The sequence below is a fragment of the Microbacterium sp. 1S1 genome (assembly GCF_008271365.1).
GTDB lineage: Bacteria > Actinomycetota > Actinomycetes > Actinomycetales > Microbacteriaceae > Microbacterium.
This window is the reverse complement of record NZ_CP043430.1, coordinates 2714665-2730438: the sequence shown is the minus strand read 5'-3', so window position 1 is coordinate 2730438 and position 15774 is coordinate 2714665. Positions and strand designations below refer to the sequence as shown.

The 15774-nt window shown below is 69.8% G+C and carries 15 protein-coding genes; 8 read left to right on the top strand and 7 right to left on the bottom strand.

Features of this window, described 5'->3' with window-relative positions; translation table 11 throughout:
- The first annotated feature begins 143 nt into the window (after positions 1 to 143).
- Positions 144 to 539, top strand: coding sequence for an RDD family protein (locus FY549_RS13220; protein WP_200838797.1), 396 nt, complete (start codon positions 144 to 146; stop codon positions 537 to 539).
- A gap of 14 nt (positions 540 to 553) precedes the next feature.
- Here FY549_RS13220 and FY549_RS13215 read toward each other — a convergent pair whose 3' ends face one another.
- A complete protein-coding gene (locus FY549_RS13215; RefSeq protein WP_149085419.1) occupies positions 554 to 1042 on the bottom strand; it encodes an ATP-dependent zinc protease in 489 nt (162 codons plus the stop codon).
- A gap of 18 nt (positions 1043 to 1060) precedes the next feature.
- On the opposite strand from FY549_RS13215, the gene FY549_RS13210 reads away from it, so the two are divergent.
- Entirely contained in the window at positions 1061 to 2248 is a 1188-nt protein-coding gene (locus tag FY549_RS13210; protein WP_101845535.1) for a RimK family alpha-L-glutamate ligase, read from the top strand.
- 53 nt (positions 2249 to 2301) lie between these two features.
- On the opposite strand, the gene FY549_RS13205 is transcribed toward FY549_RS13210, so the two are convergent.
- Entirely contained in the window at positions 2302 to 3012 is a 711-nt protein-coding gene (locus FY549_RS13205) for a DUF4191 family protein (protein WP_149085418.1), read from the bottom strand.
- 164 nt (positions 3013 to 3176) lie between these two features.
- Between FY549_RS13205 and FY549_RS16795 the strand changes: the two genes are divergently transcribed.
- Positions 3177 to 4610, top strand: a complete 1434-nt coding sequence (locus FY549_RS16795; RefSeq protein WP_259613962.1) for a hypothetical protein — start codon at positions 3177 to 3179, stop codon at positions 4608 to 4610.
- Between the two features lie 13 nt (positions 4611 to 4623).
- On the opposite strand, the gene sucB is transcribed toward FY549_RS16795, so the two are convergent.
- From sucB to FY549_RS13185, 3 genes are all read right to left on the bottom strand, one after another.
- A complete protein-coding gene (sucB, locus tag FY549_RS13195; RefSeq protein ID WP_149085417.1) occupies positions 4624 to 6396 on the bottom strand; it encodes a 2-oxoglutarate dehydrogenase, E2 component, dihydrolipoamide succinyltransferase in 1773 nt (590 codons plus the stop codon).
- Between the two features lie 66 nt (positions 6397 to 6462).
- Positions 6463 to 7836 carry a dihydrolipoyl dehydrogenase gene (lpdA, locus tag FY549_RS13190; RefSeq protein WP_149085416.1) on the bottom strand — a complete coding sequence of 458 codons (1374 nt, stop codon included), beginning with the start codon at positions 7834 to 7836 and terminating at the stop codon, positions 6463 to 6465.
- 5 nt (positions 7837 to 7841) lie between these two features.
- Positions 7842 to 9320: a leucyl aminopeptidase gene (locus FY549_RS13185; protein WP_149085415.1), complete on the bottom strand. Its 1479-nt coding sequence runs from the start codon at positions 9318 to 9320 to the stop codon at positions 7842 to 7844.
- A 114-nt stretch (positions 9321 to 9434) separates the two neighbouring features.
- Between FY549_RS13185 and FY549_RS13180 the strand changes: the two genes are divergently transcribed.
- From FY549_RS13180 to FY549_RS13170, 3 genes are all read left to right on the top strand, one after another.
- Positions 9435 to 10376: a proteasome assembly chaperone family protein gene (locus FY549_RS13180; protein WP_149085414.1), complete on the top strand. Its 942-nt coding sequence runs from the start codon at positions 9435 to 9437 to the stop codon at positions 10374 to 10376.
- A 167-nt stretch (positions 10377 to 10543) separates the two neighbouring features.
- A complete protein-coding gene (locus FY549_RS13175; protein WP_149085413.1) occupies positions 10544 to 11785 on the top strand; it encodes an RNA polymerase sigma factor in 1242 nt (413 codons plus the stop codon).
- Positions 11785 to 12477 (top strand): coenzyme F420-0:L-glutamate ligase, encoded by a 693-nt coding sequence (locus tag FY549_RS13170; RefSeq protein ID WP_187614873.1) that lies wholly within the window; start codon positions 11785 to 11787, stop codon positions 12475 to 12477. Before FY549_RS13175 ends, FY549_RS13170 begins: the two co-directional genes overlap by 1 nt.
- Before the next feature lie 148 nt (positions 12478 to 12625).
- On the opposite strand, the gene FY549_RS13165 is transcribed toward FY549_RS13170, so the two are convergent.
- On the bottom strand, positions 12626 to 13642 hold the full coding sequence (locus FY549_RS13165; RefSeq protein WP_149085411.1) for a sugar-transfer associated ATP-grasp domain-containing protein: 1017 nt from the start codon (positions 13640 to 13642) through the stop codon (positions 12626 to 12628).
- Between the two features lie 84 nt (positions 13643 to 13726).
- Here FY549_RS13165 and FY549_RS13160 point away from each other — a divergent pair, with 84 nt between their 5' ends.
- Positions 13727 to 14431 (top strand): alanine racemase C-terminal domain-containing protein, encoded by a 705-nt coding sequence (locus tag FY549_RS13160; RefSeq protein WP_200838580.1) that lies wholly within the window; start codon positions 13727 to 13729, stop codon positions 14429 to 14431.
- Entirely contained in the window at positions 14428 to 15468 is a 1041-nt protein-coding gene (locus FY549_RS13155; protein WP_149085410.1) for an alanine racemase, read from the top strand. The genes FY549_RS13160 and FY549_RS13155 overlap by 4 nt, the downstream gene beginning before the upstream one ends.
- Positions 15469 to 15494: 26 nt before the next feature.
- Here the strand turns inward: FY549_RS13155 and FY549_RS13150 are convergent, their stop codons facing one another.
- A complete protein-coding gene (locus FY549_RS13150; RefSeq protein ID WP_025103577.1) occupies positions 15495 to 15713 on the bottom strand; it encodes a hypothetical protein in 219 nt (72 codons plus the stop codon).
- Between the last annotated feature and the right edge of the window lie 61 nt (positions 15714 to 15774).

Below are 15774 nucleotides of genomic sequence, written 5' to 3'. Positions count from 1 at the left end.
GACTCCTGTGATGCGGATCGATGGCTTCGGGGCCACTCTGCACAGTACGGACGGGGGATTTCTCCACGGTATCCGCTTTGTTTCGTGCGTGTTACAGCGTGAGCAGGATCGGAGGGCTTCCACAGCCTCGGTAGGCTGGAGGGGTGACGGATGCTGTGAACACGTACCCCGGTGAGCGACTCGGACTCCCGGAGTCGGGGCGGGGGAGCATCGGCCGCCCTGGACGTCGGATCGGCGCCCTCGCGATCGACTGGACGGCCGCGGTCATCCTCTCCGTCGCGTTCTTCCAGTACGACCCGTTCGCGACCCTCGCGATCTTCGCGGTGGTGCAGATCCTCTTCATCCCGACCGCCGGAGGCAGCCCGGGGCACCGGATCCTCGGGATGCGCGTCGTGCGTCTCGACGGCGGTTGGGTCGGGCTGTGGCGGCCGATCGTGAGGACGCTGCTGCTCATCGTCGTCATCCCCGCCGTCGTGTGGGACCCGGACCAGCGGGGCCTGCACGACAAGGCCGTCGGCACCGTCCTCATCCGGGCCTGATCGACGTCCGACCCTCAGGCGCGACCACGGTTGCGGCGGCGCGCCTCCCGCGGGGCCCGGCCGCCGAGGAAAGACCGCGCCGGGTCGACGACGTATCCCTGTCGCAGCGCCTCTCGTCCGATCAGCATCCGGAAGCCCATCTCATCACGATTGCTCAACGTCACCTCGGCCAGCACTTCCCGGTCGACCAGACGGATCATCAACTGCACGACGAAGCGCTCTTGCGCGTGTCCTGACGAGCTGCGCACGGCACGCCGGTCGTGGACCGGCGACTCGACGACGACCGCGTCCTCCTGGCTGTCCTGCCACGGCTTGACCCGGAACCGCACCCACGCCTCGTCGTCGCGCGTGAACTCCTGGATGTCGAACGCGTGGAGAGATGACGTCCGTGCGCCGGTGTCGATCTTGGCTTTGATCCAGTCGACGCCGAGATCGGGCAGGCTCACCCACTCGCGCCACCCGGTAAGGGTGTTTGAATGGGTAGACCTACTCACCTGATACATCCTGGCAGGAAATCCCCCGTGAAGATCGCAGTGCTGTCCCGTGCGCCGCAGGCGTACTCCACCCAACGCCTCCGCGCGGCCGCACTGCAGCGGGGGCACAACGTGAAGGTGCTCAATACGCTGCGGTTCGCGATCGACCTGACCTCCGACGAGCCCGACCTGCACTACCGCGGGCGGCAGCTCAGCGACTACGACGCGATCCTGCCGCGCATCGGGAACTCCATCACGTACTTCGGCACCGCCGTCGTGCGACAGTTCGAGCAGATGGACGTCTACACGCCCAACACCGCGAACGGCATCTCCAGCGCGCGGGACAAGCTGCGGGCGAACCAGATCCTCTCCCGCCACAACATCGCGATGCCGCCGACGGCCTTCGTGCGCAACCGCGCCGACGTGCGTCCGGCGATCGAGCGGGTCGGCGGAGCTCCCGTCGTGATCAAGCTGCTCGAGGGTACCCAGGGGATCGGTGTCATCCTCGCGCCCCAGGTCAAGGTGGCCGAGGCGATCATCGAGACGCTGCATTCGACCAAGCAGAACGTGCTGATCCAGAAGTTCATCTCGGAGAGCCGGGGCCGCGACATCCGGGCGCTCGTCGTCGGTGACCGCGTCGTCGCCGCGATGCGTCGTTCCGCGGCGGGGGATGAGTTCCGCTCCAACGTCCACCGCGGCGGATCGGTCGAGGCGATCGAGCTGGACCCGGTCTATGAGCGGGCCGCCGTCCGATCCGCGCAGATCATGGGCCTTCGCGTCGCCGGTGTGGACATGCTCGAGGGTGACGAGGGGCCGTTGGTGATGGAGGTGAACTCCTCGCCGGGTCTGCAGGGAATCGAGACCGCGACGAAGCTCGACGTCGCCGGCGCGATCATCGACTACATCGCCGGACAGGTGGCGTTCCCGGAGATCGATGTCCGCCAGCGCCTCACCGTCTCCACCGGCTACGGTGTCGCCGAGCTCATGGTGCACGGTGCCGCCGACCTCGTCGGCAAGACGCTGGGTGAGGCGGGACTGTGGGAGCGCGACATCACGGTGCTCACGCTGCACCGTGGCGTCAGCGTCATCCCCAACCCGCGCAAGCATGTCGTGCTGGAGCCGGACGACCGGCTGTTCTGCTTCGGCAAGCTCGACGAGATGCGCTCGATGATCCCCGAGCGTCGCCGGCGTCGCGCCAAGGTGCGCCGCCTCCCCAAGCAGCCGCTCTCGGAGTGAGAAGCGCGGCCGTCCTGGTGAGGACGGCCGCGCTCCGCGGGTTCGAGGGGGGATCAGCGGGGGCGCTGAGCGCGCACCTTGGTCGGGTCGATGCCCTTCGGGATGGGAAGCGACGACAGCGACTGCGAGACCGACTCGATGCGGCGGATGACCGCGGCCATGGTCGCCTTGTCGATGGCCTTCGGCAGCTTCTTGATGGTCTTCGCGAGGTCGGCGATCGGCACCTCGTCCTCGCCATGTCCGACGTAGAGCACCGTGATCGGAACGCCGTGGGCGACGCGCTGCGCCCGGCTCCGCTCCTCGTTGACGAGGCGCGTGAGCCGCCCACGAGCGCCCTCTCCGACGACGACGATGCCGCCGCGTCCGACCGTGCGGTAGACGGCTTCCTGGGTCTTCGGGTTGATTCCGACGGGGGTGTCGGAGGCCTGCCAGCGGCGACCGAGGCTCGTGCTGAGCACGTGTCCGGTGGCACCCGGCATGCCGTCGATCTTGGTGTACATCGCCGAGGTCGACAGACGGGTCATCAGGAAGAGGGCGCCGAGCACACCGAGCATGAGACCGGTGATGGCCCAGAGCACGAGCGTCCAGATCTGGAACGGCGGGATCAGGTAGCCGGCGACGAGGCCGAGCAGGACGCCTCCGACGAGGATCGCGAGCTGCGCCCACGGCAGCCACGGATAGGCCTCGCGCGTGAACCGGAAGAGGGACTTGATCTGGGAGAAGAACCCAGGACGCTTCTCGGGTTCGGGAGCACGCTTTGCCATGGAGACCAGCCTACCGAGTCCGTGGCGCTCCTGACGCCGTCGTTCGCGTGCAGCGGAGCGCACTGCGCCGCGTCCTTCCTGCACAGTTGCCGCCGGTGGCGAATCCGTCGCCGGGGTCCTCGATCCGCACCCGGGCACGGCGCGCGTCGGCTGTGATGGTCCGCATGGCAGACGAACCAGAGGATGTGGCGGCAGAGCCCTCCGTCCTGACGCACGCGCATCGGACGATCCGGTTCCTGGACTCCGTGGACTCTCCTTTTCCCGGCGCTCTCGTGACCGCACCGCAGGGCCCTCTGGTCCGTCAGGAGGCCGAGCGCGTCGCGGGATGGGGCGGATGGCGATACGCCGGAGCCCAGCACGTCGGCGCTCCGGTCGACGTCGTCCGACGTGCGCGCGGCCACGACGTGCTTCTTCCGTGGTGCACGGAGCGGCTGGACACCTTCATCGATCGCAGGGTCCGGAGCAGCGGGGGGCTCTCAGCCGGCGAGACCATCACGGTCGTCGTCAGCCTGCTGCGGGGCCTCGGGGAATTGGGGGCTGTGGAGGCCGCCACCACGACGGGGATCTGGTGGCTCACCGACGGCGGGCGTCCCGTGTTCGTGCTGGGGCAGGGGCGGCAGGCGGCGCTCTCCGCACGGGAGATCGTGGCCAGGCTGCAGGAGGAGTCCGCCGACAAGACGCTCGCCCGCGTGCTCGACCGGATCGCCGGTCGTGTGAGCACGGCGGCGGGACAGCGGCGGGTGCCGCGCCGGCTGCTCGACGAGGGGGAGCGGGAGCTGCTCGAGGTCGCCGCGCCTCGCCCGCTAGAGCGGGACGAGGACGCCCCGGCTCCGGTGGCTCTCACCGCCGGAGCCGGTGCGCTCCGGCGGCGGGATCGCGGAGAGTCCGCTGCGCGGGCGCTCCGACGGGAGCCCGCGAGGGAGGTCGAGCGGCCACGGGGGGCACGAAGGCGATCGCGGAGGGCCCTTCATACGGTCGCGTCTGAGAAGTACGAACTCCTCACGTCGGCCCTGGGAGCGGTCGTGGGCCGTCGGGTGCACGACACGTCGCGAGAGAGCACGGGAAATCGGACGCCGCCACGGCGTGGTCGCGCCTTCGTCCTGGCCGGTGCGTGCGCCGCCGCCGTGTTGCTCGCGGGCCTCCTGTGGCCGAGCGGGGGCGAGGATCCTGCTGTCGGCTCCGCGGGCGGCGAGTCGACGGTCGCTCGGCGCCCGCCGGACGAGGGCGCACCCGAGCAGCGGACGTCGCCGTCCCCCGCCCCGTCCGAAACCGCGCCAGTACCCTCAGCGCCGGAAGACGATCCCGTGCGGTCCCTGGCCGCGCTGATCGCAGAGATCAGGGCGTGCGCGGAGCGGGGTGATGACGTGTGCGCTCCTGCCATGGCGGACGGATCCCCGCAGATCGTGGATCTCGTGGCCGAGGTCGGCGCCGCGGGGGACGCGGCGCTCGTGGATCGGTACGGAGACATCGCCGTCCTGGAGCTCCCGCCGCTCATCGACGGGGCCGCGCCAGAGGCGGCGACGATCGTCGTGCTCGTTCGTGTCGAAGAAAAATGGCTGGTCCGCGACGCGTATCGCGTCGCGGACCAGCCGAGATGAGACGGAGCCGTCGTCAGGCGCCGAGCTGACCGCTGAACTGCGCAGCCTCGAGACGAGCCTTCACCGCGCCGAGGAAGCGCGCCGCGTCGGCACCGTCGATGATGCGGTGGTCGTAGGACAGCGCCAGGTAGACGTACGAGCGGACCGCGATCGCGTCGGTGCCGCCGACCTTGACCAGGCCGGGGCGCTTGACGACCGTGCCGGTTCCGAGGATCGCCGACTGCGGCAGGAACACGACGGGGGTGTCGAACAGCGCGCCGCGCGACCCCGTGTTGGTCAGCGTGAACGTGCCGCCGGCGAGCTCGTCGGGCTTCAGCTTGTTGTCGCGCGTCCGCGCCGCGAGATCGGCGATCTCGTGGGCGATCTCGGCGATGTTCTTCGACGCGGCGTCGCGGAGCACCGGCGTGAGCAGGCCCCGCTCGGTGTCGACCGCGATCGAGACGTTCTCCGAGGCCGGGTAGACGATCTGCTCGCCGTCGACCGTGGCGTTGATGATCGGGAAGGCTTGGAGGGCCTCCGCCGCCGCCAGCGCGAAGAACGGCAGGAACGAGAGCTTGTCGCCGGTCTTCTCGAGGAACGAGGCCTTGACGCTGTCGCGGTACTCGGCAAGAGCAGTGACGTCGACCTCGACCACGGTGGTCAGCTGGGCCGTCTGCTGCATCGACTCGACCGCGCGCTTGGCGAGGACCTTGCGCAGGCGCGACATCGGCTGGGTGGTCCCGCGCAGCGGCGACACCTCCAGCGGGGCCGGAGCGGGGGCCGCGGCGGCCGCCGGTGCGGCCGTGGCCGACTCGGCAGCCTTGAGGACGTCCTCCTTGCGGATGCGCCCGCCGACGCCGGTGCCCTTGACCGTGGCCAGGTCGACACCCTGCTGCGCAGCCAGCCGACGCACGAGCGGGGTCACGTAGAGGTTGTCGCTCTCGGTCGGCAGAGCGAGCTTGGGAGCTTCAGCGGAGGCCGGAGCGGCCGGCTGGGCGGGCGCTGCCGGAGCCGCGGTCTGCGGAGCGGGAGCCGGTGCGGCGGGAGCCTCGGCCTGCGGAGCGGGAGCCGGTGCAGCGGGAGCCTCGGCCTGCGGAGCGGGAGCCGGTGCGGCGGGAGCCTCGGCCTGCGGGGCCGGAGCCTCGGCCTGCGGAGCGGGAGCTTCAGCCTGAGCGGCGCCGGAACCGACGCGAGCCAGCACGGCGCCGACCTCGACTGTCTCGTCCTCTCCAGCGACGATCTCCTGGAGCACTCCGGCGACCGGCGAGGGGATCTCCGTGTCGACCTTGTCGGTGGAGATCTCGAGGAGGGCCTCGTCGACCTCGACGGAGTCGCCGACCTGCTTCAGCCAGCGGGTGACCGTTCCCTCCGTGACGCTCTCACCCAGCTCGGGGAGCACGATGTCGGTGGCGTCGCCCGACGGAGCCGGCGCCGCGGATTCGGCCGGAGCGGACGCGGCGGGAGCCTGCTGCTCGGCCGGCGCGGGGGCCGCGGCGGCCTCCGGAGCGGCAGCCTCAGCGGGGGCTGCTTCTTCCGCGGCAGGGGCGTTGTCGGCCGGTGCCGCGCCGCTGCCATCGCCGATGCGGGCCAGCAGAGCACCGACCTCGACGGTCTCGTCCTCGGCCACGAGGATCTCCTCGATCACGCCGGTGACCGGGGAGGGGATCTCGGTGTCGACCTTGTCGGTCGAGATCTCGAGCAGGCCCTCGTCCGCCTGGACGGTGTCTCCCACCTGCTTGAGCCAGCGGGTGACCGTACCCTCTGTGACGCTCTCACCGAGAGCGGGGAGGACCACGGATGTGCTCATGACTGAGTCTCCTTCAGAAGTTGTATGACGCTTGTCTAGCTTAGTGACTCGGGCACCGGTTGGTGCTCAGAGGGCGTGCAGGGGCTTTCCGGCCAGCGCGAGGAACGCCTCGCCGAGGGCTTCGCTCTGGGTCGGGTGGGCGTGGATGAGGGGAGCGATGTCCTCCGGATGCGCTTCCCAGGCGACCGCGAGCTGTCCCTCGGTGATGAGCTCGCCGACACGATCGCCGAGGAGGTGGACGCCGAGGACGGGGCCGTCCTTGAGGCGGACGATCTTCACGAGACCGCCGGTGCCGATGATCTCGCTCTTCCCGTTCCCCGCGAGGTTGTACTCGTACGAGTGGATCGCATCGGACCCATGGGTGGCGGTCGCCGCCTCCTCCGTGAGACCGACGGATGCGACCTCGGGGCTGGAGTAGGTGACCTTCGGGATCTGGAGGTCGGGCACGTTCACCGGGGAGAGGCCCGCGATGCGCTCGGCGACCGCGATGCCTTGCTGGAACCCGCGGTGCGCCAGCTGGAGACCCGGAACGATGTCGCCGACCGCCCACACGCCGGGCACGCCGGTGCGGAGGTCGTCGTCCACGGTGACGAAACCGCGGTCAAGACTCACCCCCGCGTCCTCGAAGCCCAGGTCCGCGGTGGCCGGGCCGCGGCCGACGGCGACGAGGAGGTAGTCGGCGGTGAACTCCTTACCGTCCTCCAGGGTGACGGTGACGGACGAGTCGTCCTGCGTCGCGCTCTGGAACCGCACCCCGAGGGAGTACTGGATGCCGCGACGGCGGAACGCACGCTCGAGTCCCTTGCTCATCGCGATGTCCTCGTTCGGGACCAGGTGGGGGAGGGCCTCCACGATGGTGACCTCCGCTCCGAACGAGCGCCAGACGCTGGCGAACTCCACACCGATGACCCCGCCTCCGAGGATGAGGACCCGCTCGGGTACCACGTCCAGAGCGAGTGCCTGTTCGCTGGTCAGGATGCGTCCGCCGATCTCCAGTCCCGGCAACGACCGGCTGTACGACCCGGTGGCGAGGATGACGTCCGTACCGACATAGACGTCGTCGCCCACGCTGACGCTGCGGTCCGCGTTGAGGCGGCCGAGTCCGGCGACGGTGGTGATGCCTCGCGCCTTGACGAGCCCCTCGAGGCCCTTGTACTTCTTCGCGACGATGCCCTCGCGGTAGCTGCGCACTCCCGCCGGGTCGATCCCGCCGAACGAGGCCGTGACCCCCACGGAGGAGGCGTCGCGCACATGGTCCGCCACCTCGGCGGCGTGCAGCAGCGCCTTCGTCGGGATGCACCCGCGGTGCAGGCACGTGCCTCCCACCTTGTCCTTCTCGATCAGTGCGACGGACTTGCCGAGCTCGCTGGCTCGCAGTGCCGCGGCGTAACCGCCGCTGCCGCCGCCCAGGACGACGATGTCGAAGGTGTGGGTTGTCATGGGTGTCATGCCTCCGTGTGGGATGCTGCTTCGGCGAAGGCGATGATCGATCGGACCATCGCCCCCGTGGGGCCCTTTTCGGTGAAGCCGTAGGGGGCGCCGGCGTGTTCGCCGGACCCCGCGATGTCGAGGTGCACCCAGGGGATGCGCGGGGCGTCGTCCGCGTCCGAGGTGCGGCCGACGAAGCGCCGCAGGAAGAGGCCGGCGAAGGACGCGCCGCCCATCCGGTCACCCATGTTGGCGTTGATCATGTCGGCGATGGGGGAGTCCAGCGTCTCCTCCATATACGCGGGAAGCGGCATGTGCCAGGCGGGCTCGCCCGTGCGGGCGGCGGCGGCGAGGAACTCCGCGACCGTGTCGTCGTCGCCGAAGACGCCGGTGTGGCGGTGGCCGAGGGCCGCGACGATCGCGCCCGTCAGCGTCGCGACGTCGATGATGACATCCGGGTTCTCCCGGCTCGCCGCGACCAGGCCGTCGGCGAGGACGAGGCGCCCTTCCGCATCGGTGTTCAGCACCTCGACCGTCGTGCCGTCGAGGATGCGGATGACGTCGCCCGGACGGAGAGCGCGACCGGACGGCATGTTGTCGGTGATGCAGAGCCAGGCGGTCACGTGGACGGGGAGGCGGAGGGCGGCGATGGCGCGCAGCGCCGCGAGAGAGGTCGCCGCGCCGGCCATGTCGAACTTCATACCGACCATCGAGGCCGCGGGCTTGAGGGAGAGACCGCCGGTGTCGAACGTGATGCCCTTGCCCACGAGGGCGATGTGGCGTCGCGCGTCGGCCGGCGCATAGTCGAGGCGGACGAGGCGCGGCGGCCGGTCGGAGCCCTGTCCGACGCCGAGGATGCCTCCGAAGCCCTGCTCGGCGAGGGCTGCCTCGTCGAGGATCTCCACGGTGACGTCGAGGTCTGCGACGCTGTCGGCGGCGCTCTGGGCGAGCTGCGCGGGGCTCTGCCACTCGGCGGGTACGTTCACGAGGTCCTTGATGAGCGCGACGGCCTCGCCGGTGGCGTGGGCGCGGGCGATCGTCGCGTCGTCGAGCGAGGCGTGGACGACGACCGCCGTCGCCCGCTTCTTCTTGCCGTGCTCGGCCCGGTAGTCGTCGAAGCGGTAGCCGCCGAGGACGGCGCCCTCAGCCGCAGCGGCGGCGTGCTCCTCGAGCCCGGCCGCGAGGCCGAGTGAGACGGTGTCGAAGCCGGTCAGGGAACGGAGGGCCGTGCCGGCGGCGCTGCGGACGGACGCGTCGTCGATGGTGGAACCGACGCCGACCACGGCGAAGGGGAGGGTCGTCACCTCCGGTGCGTAGACCCGAGCGAACGCTCCGGCGGCACCGGTGAAGCCGATGCCCGCCAGGACGTCGGCGAGACCGGGGTGAGCCGCCAGCGACTCGGCCGACTCGGAGAGATCGGGGACGACGAGCACTGCGGCATCGGCAGCGCTTCCGGGGAACTGATCAGTGGTGTGCGAGAGCACGGGAAGCGTCATGCTCTCCATCCTAGGATCTCCGCTCGACGGTCAGCGGCCCGGGGGAGCGGGTGTGTTCGCTCTCAGCGAGACACGCCGGAGCCCCGCCCCGGGTGCGGCTCGTAGCATGGAGACATGCCCTTCTCCGGTGAGATCCACGAACGCGTCGCGAACGCCCCCACGGTGCCCCACGGCCTGCCTCTCGTGATGCTGCTCACCGGTTTCACGGACGCGGGCAGCGCGGTGTCCGGTCTGATCGACCATCTGCGCGAGACGACGTCTCCGCAGCCGCTGGCGATCTTCGACAACGACGTTCTGCTCGACTATCGGGCGCGCCGCCCCGTCATCTCTTTCGATCAGGATCACCTCGCCGAGTTCCGACCACCGCGGCTCGAGCTCTCCCTCGCCACGGACGCGCTGGGGCGCCCGTTCCTCCTCCTCACGGGATACGAGCCCGACTTCGCCTGGAACGCTTTCGCGGAGACGGTGCTGGACCTGGCCGCGGAGTTCGAGGCCTCGGGTCTGCACTGGGTCCACTCCATCGCGATGCCCGTGCCGCACACGCGCCCCATCGGGACGACGGTGAGCGGGAACCGGCGCGATCTCGTGGTGTCGCACTCGGTATGGCGGCCGCGTACGCAGGTCCCCGCGACCGCCGGCCACCTGCTCGAGTTCCGGTTCGCGGAGCGCGGCGAGCGTGTCGTCGGCTTCGTGCTCCTGGTGCCGCATTACCTCGCCGAGACCGAGAACCCTGAAGCGGTCAGCGCGGCGGCGGAGAAGCTCATGGCGTCGACGGGCCTCGTGCTCATGCTGGACGCGGTGCAGGAGCGGCGGGCGGACTACGTCGCCCGGGTCGACGAGCAGGTCGCGGCGAACGACGAGTTGCAGCAGATGGTGCACAACCTCGAACGTCGGTACGACGCCTACATGGCCGGCCGCGACCCCGAGGACGACTCGTACGACGAGGGTGGATTCAACGAGCGCGACCTGCCCAGCGCCGATGAACTCGCGGCCGAACTCGAGCGCTACCTCGCCTCGCGCCCGTCCGGAGACGAGGACAAGCCCGGCCGAGGCTGACGCATTCGCCCTCGATCGTGTGGGAATGCGTCTCCCTCGCCATACGTGTGCGATACTAGGAGTCCGACCCGTTGTCAATCGGTGTTTTCGAGCACCGGACTTGACAAGGGTCTTACTAGTGTCCGAAATGTCCCGGGGTCTCCCAGCGGCCCCGTGAAAGGCGAAACGTGACTCCTGCCACGACGAAGAACACGCGGACGAAGAAGGCCGATCAGATCACCGCGGATCCCGAGGTCGAGGACGTCGAAGCGACCGAACCGGCTCCCGCCGCCAAGCGCGCCGCGGCCAAGCGCGCCCCCGCGAAGAAGAAGAAGTCTGACGACGTCGTCGAAGAAGACGACGCCGCCGCCACCGAAGGCTCCGAGGACGCCGCGGGCGACGAGGAGGAGGACGACGCGAAGCCGACCTTCACCGAGCCGCTGCCGACAGGCGCGATCGTCATCTCGTCCAAGGATGATGAAGAGGTCCCGGTCTACTCGACCCAGATCACCGGTGCCACGGCCGACCCGGTCAAGGACTACCTGAAGCAGATCGGTAAGGTCGCGCTGCTGAACGCGGCCGAAGAGGTCGAGCTCGCGATGCGGATCGAGGCCGGTCTCTTTGCGGAGGAGAAGCTCTCCGCGATGTCGCCGGCCGAGAAGACGAGCCAGCTCGGACTCGACCTGCAGTGGGTCGCCCGTGACGGTCAGCGCGCGAAGAGTCACCTCCTCGGCGCGAACCTGCGTCTCGTCGTGTCCCTCGCCAAGCGCTACACCGGGCGCGGTATGCAGTTCCTGGACCTGATCCAGGAGGGCAACCTCGGCCTCATCCGCGCGGTCGAGAAGTTCGACTACACCAAGGGCTTCAAGTTCTCGACCTACGCGACCTGGTGGATCCGTCAGGCGATCACCCGCGCCATGGCAGACCAGGCCCGCACGATCCGCATCCCGGTGCACATGGTCGAGGTCATCAACAAGCTGGCCCGCGTGCAGCGGCAGATGCTGCAGGACCTCGGTCGCGAACCCACTCCGGAAGAGCTCAGCCGTGAGCTGGACATGACCCCGGAGAAGGTCGTCGAGGTGCAGAAGTACGGCCGCGAGCCGATCTCGCTGCACACGCCGCTCGGCGAGGACGGCGACAGCGAGTTCGGCGACCTCATCGAGGACACCGAGGCCGTGGTTCCCGCCGACGCCGTGGGCTTCACGATGCTGCAGCGCCAGCTCGAGCAGCTGCTCGACTCGCTCTCCGAGCGCGAGGCCGGCGTGATCCGGATGCGCTTCGGCCTGGGCGACGGCCAGCCGAAGACGCTCGACCAGATCGGCGACACCTTCGGCGTGACGCGTGAGCGCATCCGTCAGATCGAGTCCAAGACGATGGCGAAGCTGCGTCACCCGAGCCGCTCGCAGTCGCTCCGGGACTACCTCGAGTGATGCAGGCGAACGAGGGCAAGGCGCTCGAGACGAGCGTTGACGGAAAGAGCTACGCACGGATCCCGCTGCGTACCCGCGTCGTGATGCCGGACGATGATCTCGACGCCATCATCACGGAGTATGCGAAGGACGCCGTGCAGCCGGGTGACCTGCTGTTCGTGACCGAGAAGATCGTCGCGATCACGCAGGGCCGCTCGTACCGCCTGGATGAGATCAAGCCGCGGAAGCTCGCGCTGTTCCTGTCGAAGTACGTCACTCGCACGCCGTACGGCATCGGTCTCGGCATGCCGGAGACGATGGAGATGGCGCTGCGGGAGTGCGGTACGCCACGCATCCTCTTCGCGGCGGCGGTCTCGGCGGTCACCAAGGCCTTCGGGCGCAAGGGCGACTTCTACCGCATCGCGGGGGACAAGGCGCGCGCGATCGACGGACCGACGAAGCACACCATCCCGCCTTACAACGAGGCGGTCGTCCTCGGCCCGAGGGACCCGCGCGGCGTCGCGGCACATCTGAAGGCGCTGATCGGTGGTCGGGCCGAGGTGGCGGTGGTCGACATCAACGACCTCGGCGGCAACATCCTCGGGTCGACGCTGGACAAGGCGGGGGAGCTGCGGCTGGTGAAGATCCTCGGCGACAACCCGCTCGGCCAAGGCCTCGAGTCCACGCCGCTCGGTATCGTCCGCGCGGTCTGAGCGGGTCGACCCACCCCCTTACGAACGAACCGGCCCCTTGCGTGCGACCGCACGGGGCCGGTTTGCGCGAAAGGGGCCGGGTCAACGCTTCGACAGGCTCAGCGACCCAGGCTGGGTCCAGCCTGTCGAAGGGTGCGCCTGCCGAGGGTCAGAAGCCGATGACCTCGCGGTAGCGCGGCTTGTGACCGGTACGGATGCCGGTGACGCTGGGCTTGTTCTCATAGACGCCCGCGCCCCAGTTGCCCTCGACGAGCACGGGACCGTCCGGGGTGACGACGACGTCCCACCCGACGTACTGCACCTGCGGGACGACACGGGCGACCTGGTCGATGAACGCGCGCACCTGATCCATGTGGGGCAGCTGGAAGTCGGCGATGCGGAAGCCCGAGTCCGGGTGGGTCTCGTGGACGTGGCCGTGCGAGTCGTAGCCCGCCCCCACCGCGCGACCGTTCTCATCGAGCATCGTGTAGAAACCGCCGAAGGTCATCTGGTCGCTCACCGCGCCGCGGCCGAATTTCTGTGCCATCGCCAGGATGTGTGCCTTCTCGCCGTCGAAGAACGCCGTGATGCGAGTGGTGTTCACGGTCCCGGGGCAGATGGCCGCCAGGTCGTCGTGCTGACGGATGACCTCCTCGATGAGCAGCTCGCCGCGGTCGAGCAGCCCCCGGTGGAACTCGGCCCAGTCCGTGATGTCGGCCGCGTGGTATCGGTGCACGCCGGTGCCGGCCTGGCCGACCGGCTCCTTCGTGACGATGGTGCCGAGACGCTCTGTGAGGGCGCGGACCTCGTCGGCGTTCCCCTCCTCGACCACCATCCATTCGCGGTGCAGGTGCGCGGAGAACTTCCGGTTGAACTCGATCTTGTCCTGGAAGATCCAGCGGAAGTCGGGGTGGTCGTACTTCTGCGAGAGCTGATTGGACACCGGGTGCGTCATGTACGTCTCGCGCTCGGCGCGGTTCAGCATGGCGAAGTCGTAGTCGATGTAGTCCTGGAAGCCCACGTTGTGGCGGGCCGCCGACCAGAGCATGTCCGCGACGATCGTCGGCACGGGCCGGTGGTGCTGCGCGGAGGCCTCTTTGGCCCGTTCGAGCACCGAGCCGACGTCGATGCGACGGGCACGGCCGAGGAGGTAGCGGATACGGGGCGCGAGAGAGAGACGAGACATGGAGCTCCGGGTCTAGGGATCGACGTCCCAGTCTACGCGGGGAGCCCCCAGGCTCCTGGGAGCATGCAAGCTAGGCTGGTGGACGTGTGTGACACGAGTTCGAGTGCGCTTCCGCGGGCGATGATCTCGCGTTCGGCCCTCGCCGCCGGCGCATCCGCGGCGATCAGGGCGGGCGGCCGTCTCGCGGATCTGCGGCGCGATGCGTGGGGTCACGGACTGCTCGCCGTCGCCCACGCTGTCACCGCCGCCGGCGCAGAGAGGGTCCTCGTGGACTCCACGGGGCAAGTGGAGGCGATGCGCCTCGAAGGCATCGACGCGACGACCGCCGGCACCCCCGACCTCGACCCCGGTCTCCTCTATGGGCTGCCGACCGCCGCGGGAGCCTCGGCGACGCCAGCGGTCATGCGTCTGGTCGGTCGCGTGATGTCCACCAAACGGTTGCGGGCGGGGGAGGCCGTCTCCTACGGCTACACCTTCCGGGCCGCGGAGGACACGATGGTCGCGCTTGTGACCGGCGGGTACGCTCAGGGCGTGGTCCGCGCGCTCGGCAATCATGCCGACGTCGAGATCCATGGCGCACTGCGTCCGATCGTCGGGCGTGTCGCGATGGACGTCTGCGTGATCGACCTCCAGGGACTCGCCGCGGAGGTGGGGGATACCGTGACCTTCTTCGGCGGGACCGGACCCGCCTCGGACTCGATCGCCCGCTGGGCCGAGGTCACCGGGATGACACCCGCGGAGCTCGTCGCCGTTCCCGGAGCGCACGCCGTACGCGGCTGGGAGGCATGATGCGACCGGAACTCCGTCTGGACAGCTCCGTTTTCCGCGCCAACATCGCGGCGGTGCGGGACCGGCTGGGCGACTCCGCGCTGATGCTCGTCCTCAAGGACGACGCGTACGGCCACGGACTCCGCTGGGCGGTGGAGACCGCCCTCGAGGCAGGGGTGACCGCGTTCGGCAGTTATGACGTGCGCGGCGGCCTCGACGTTCGGCGTATCGCGGGCGGCGCCGTGTCCGTGTTCGCCTGGGCGACCTCGACGGACGAGGAGATCGATGAGGCCCTCCTGCAGGACATCGAGCTCGGGATCGGGACGGTCGAGTACCTCCGACGCGTCGTGGCGCGCGCCGGAGTGCTCGGCGTGCGTGCGCGCGTGCATCTCAAGATCGACACGGGGCTGCACCGCAACGGCGTCCGCCCGGAGGACTGGCCGGCCGCGGTGGCCGAGGCCAGGGCGGCCGAGCGGAGCGGCTCGCTCGCGCTCGTCGGGATCTGGAGTCACATCGCCGAAGCGAGCGACGCCGAGGACGACGATGCCCAAGCGGTGTTCCTCGACGCCGTGCGGGAGACCGGCGCGTCCGGAGCCGTGCCCGCGGCCCTGCACCTGACCGCCTCGGCCGCGTCGTGGTGGCGGCCGGAACTGCGTGGCACGGTGTCGCGGATCGGCGCCTTCTGCTACGGCATCCGTTCGGCGGACGGTCCCGAACTCGACGGCGTCCGCCCGGCCGCGAGCCTCGGCGCCCCCGTCGTCCGGCTCGACGGCGACTGCGCGGTCGTGGCCGTGGGCAGCCTTGACGGGCTTCCCTCGACGCTCGCCGGGATGCCGGTGGGTACTCCCGCAGGCCCCCGCGTGGCCAACGCGGTCGAGCTGGCGACGACGACGGTCGCCGGGTGGCCGGGGATGGCCGTCGGCGACGAGGTCACCGTCTTCGGACCGGGCGTGCACGGGGAGGAGACGGCAACGACCCTCGCCGAGCGGATCGACACGGTCGGGGAGGAGATCCTCACCCGTCTCGGTCCGCGGATTCGGCGGAGGGTCGTGGAGTGACCCGGCTCGACCGGGTCAGCCGCTGATCAGACCGTCTCGATGAGACGAGCGGTCTCGTCGTGCCAGCTCGTGGCCACGCTGCGCAGCTTCTCTTCGTACTTGCGGCCGTGGTGGGCGCAGAAGAGCAGCTCGGAGCCGTTGACCTCGGCGGCGATGTAAGCCTGCGCTCCACACGAGTCGCAGCGGTCCATCGCGGTCAGGCGGTACTCGACAGCGGAGGTCTCACGTTCGGTCGTTGCATTCATCTCGGGGCCTCCTCGGGTGTCGGCGTCCTTGTTGGTCGTGCTCAATACAACCACGCTGCAC

What these genes read in the sequence shown, in the direction of transcription:
- FY549_RS13155 (WP_149085410.1), top strand. Translation starts at nt 14,428, where the DNA reads ATGATGCGACCGGAACTCCGTCTGGACAGCTCCGTTTTCCGCGCCAAC.
- FY549_RS13165 (WP_149085411.1), bottom strand. Translation starts at nt 13,642, where the DNA reads ATGTCTCGTCTCTCTCTCGCGCCCCGTATCCGCTACCTCCTCGGCCGT.
- FY549_RS13205 (WP_149085418.1), bottom strand. Translation starts at nt 3,012, where the DNA reads ATGGCAAAGCGTGCTCCCGAACCCGAGAAGCGTCCTGGGTTCTTCTCC.
- FY549_RS16795 (WP_259613962.1), top strand. Translation starts at nt 3,177, where the DNA reads ATGGCAGACGAACCAGAGGATGTGGCGGCAGAGCCCTCCGTCCTGACG.
- FY549_RS13170 (WP_187614873.1), top strand. Translation starts at nt 11,785, where the DNA reads ATGCAGGCGAACGAGGGCAAGGCGCTCGAGACGAGCGTTGACGGAAAG.
- sucB (WP_149085417.1), bottom strand. Translation starts at nt 6,396, where the DNA reads ATGAGCACATCCGTGGTCCTCCCCGCTCTCGGTGAGAGCGTCACAGAG.
- FY549_RS13180 (WP_149085414.1), top strand. Translation starts at nt 9,435, where the DNA reads ATGCCCTTCTCCGGTGAGATCCACGAACGCGTCGCGAACGCCCCCACG.
- FY549_RS13150 (WP_025103577.1), bottom strand. Translation starts at nt 15,713, where the DNA reads ATGAATGCAACGACCGAACGTGAGACCTCCGCTGTCGAGTACCGCCTG.
- lpdA (WP_149085416.1), bottom strand. Translation starts at nt 7,836, where the DNA reads ATGACAACCCACACCTTCGACATCGTCGTCCTGGGCGGCGGCAGCGGC.
- FY549_RS13185 (WP_149085415.1), bottom strand. Translation starts at nt 9,320, where the DNA reads ATGACGCTTCCCGTGCTCTCGCACACCACTGATCAGTTCCCCGGAAGC.
- FY549_RS13215 (WP_149085419.1), bottom strand. Translation starts at nt 1,042, where the DNA reads ATGTATCAGGTGAGTAGGTCTACCCATTCAAACACCCTTACCGGGTGG.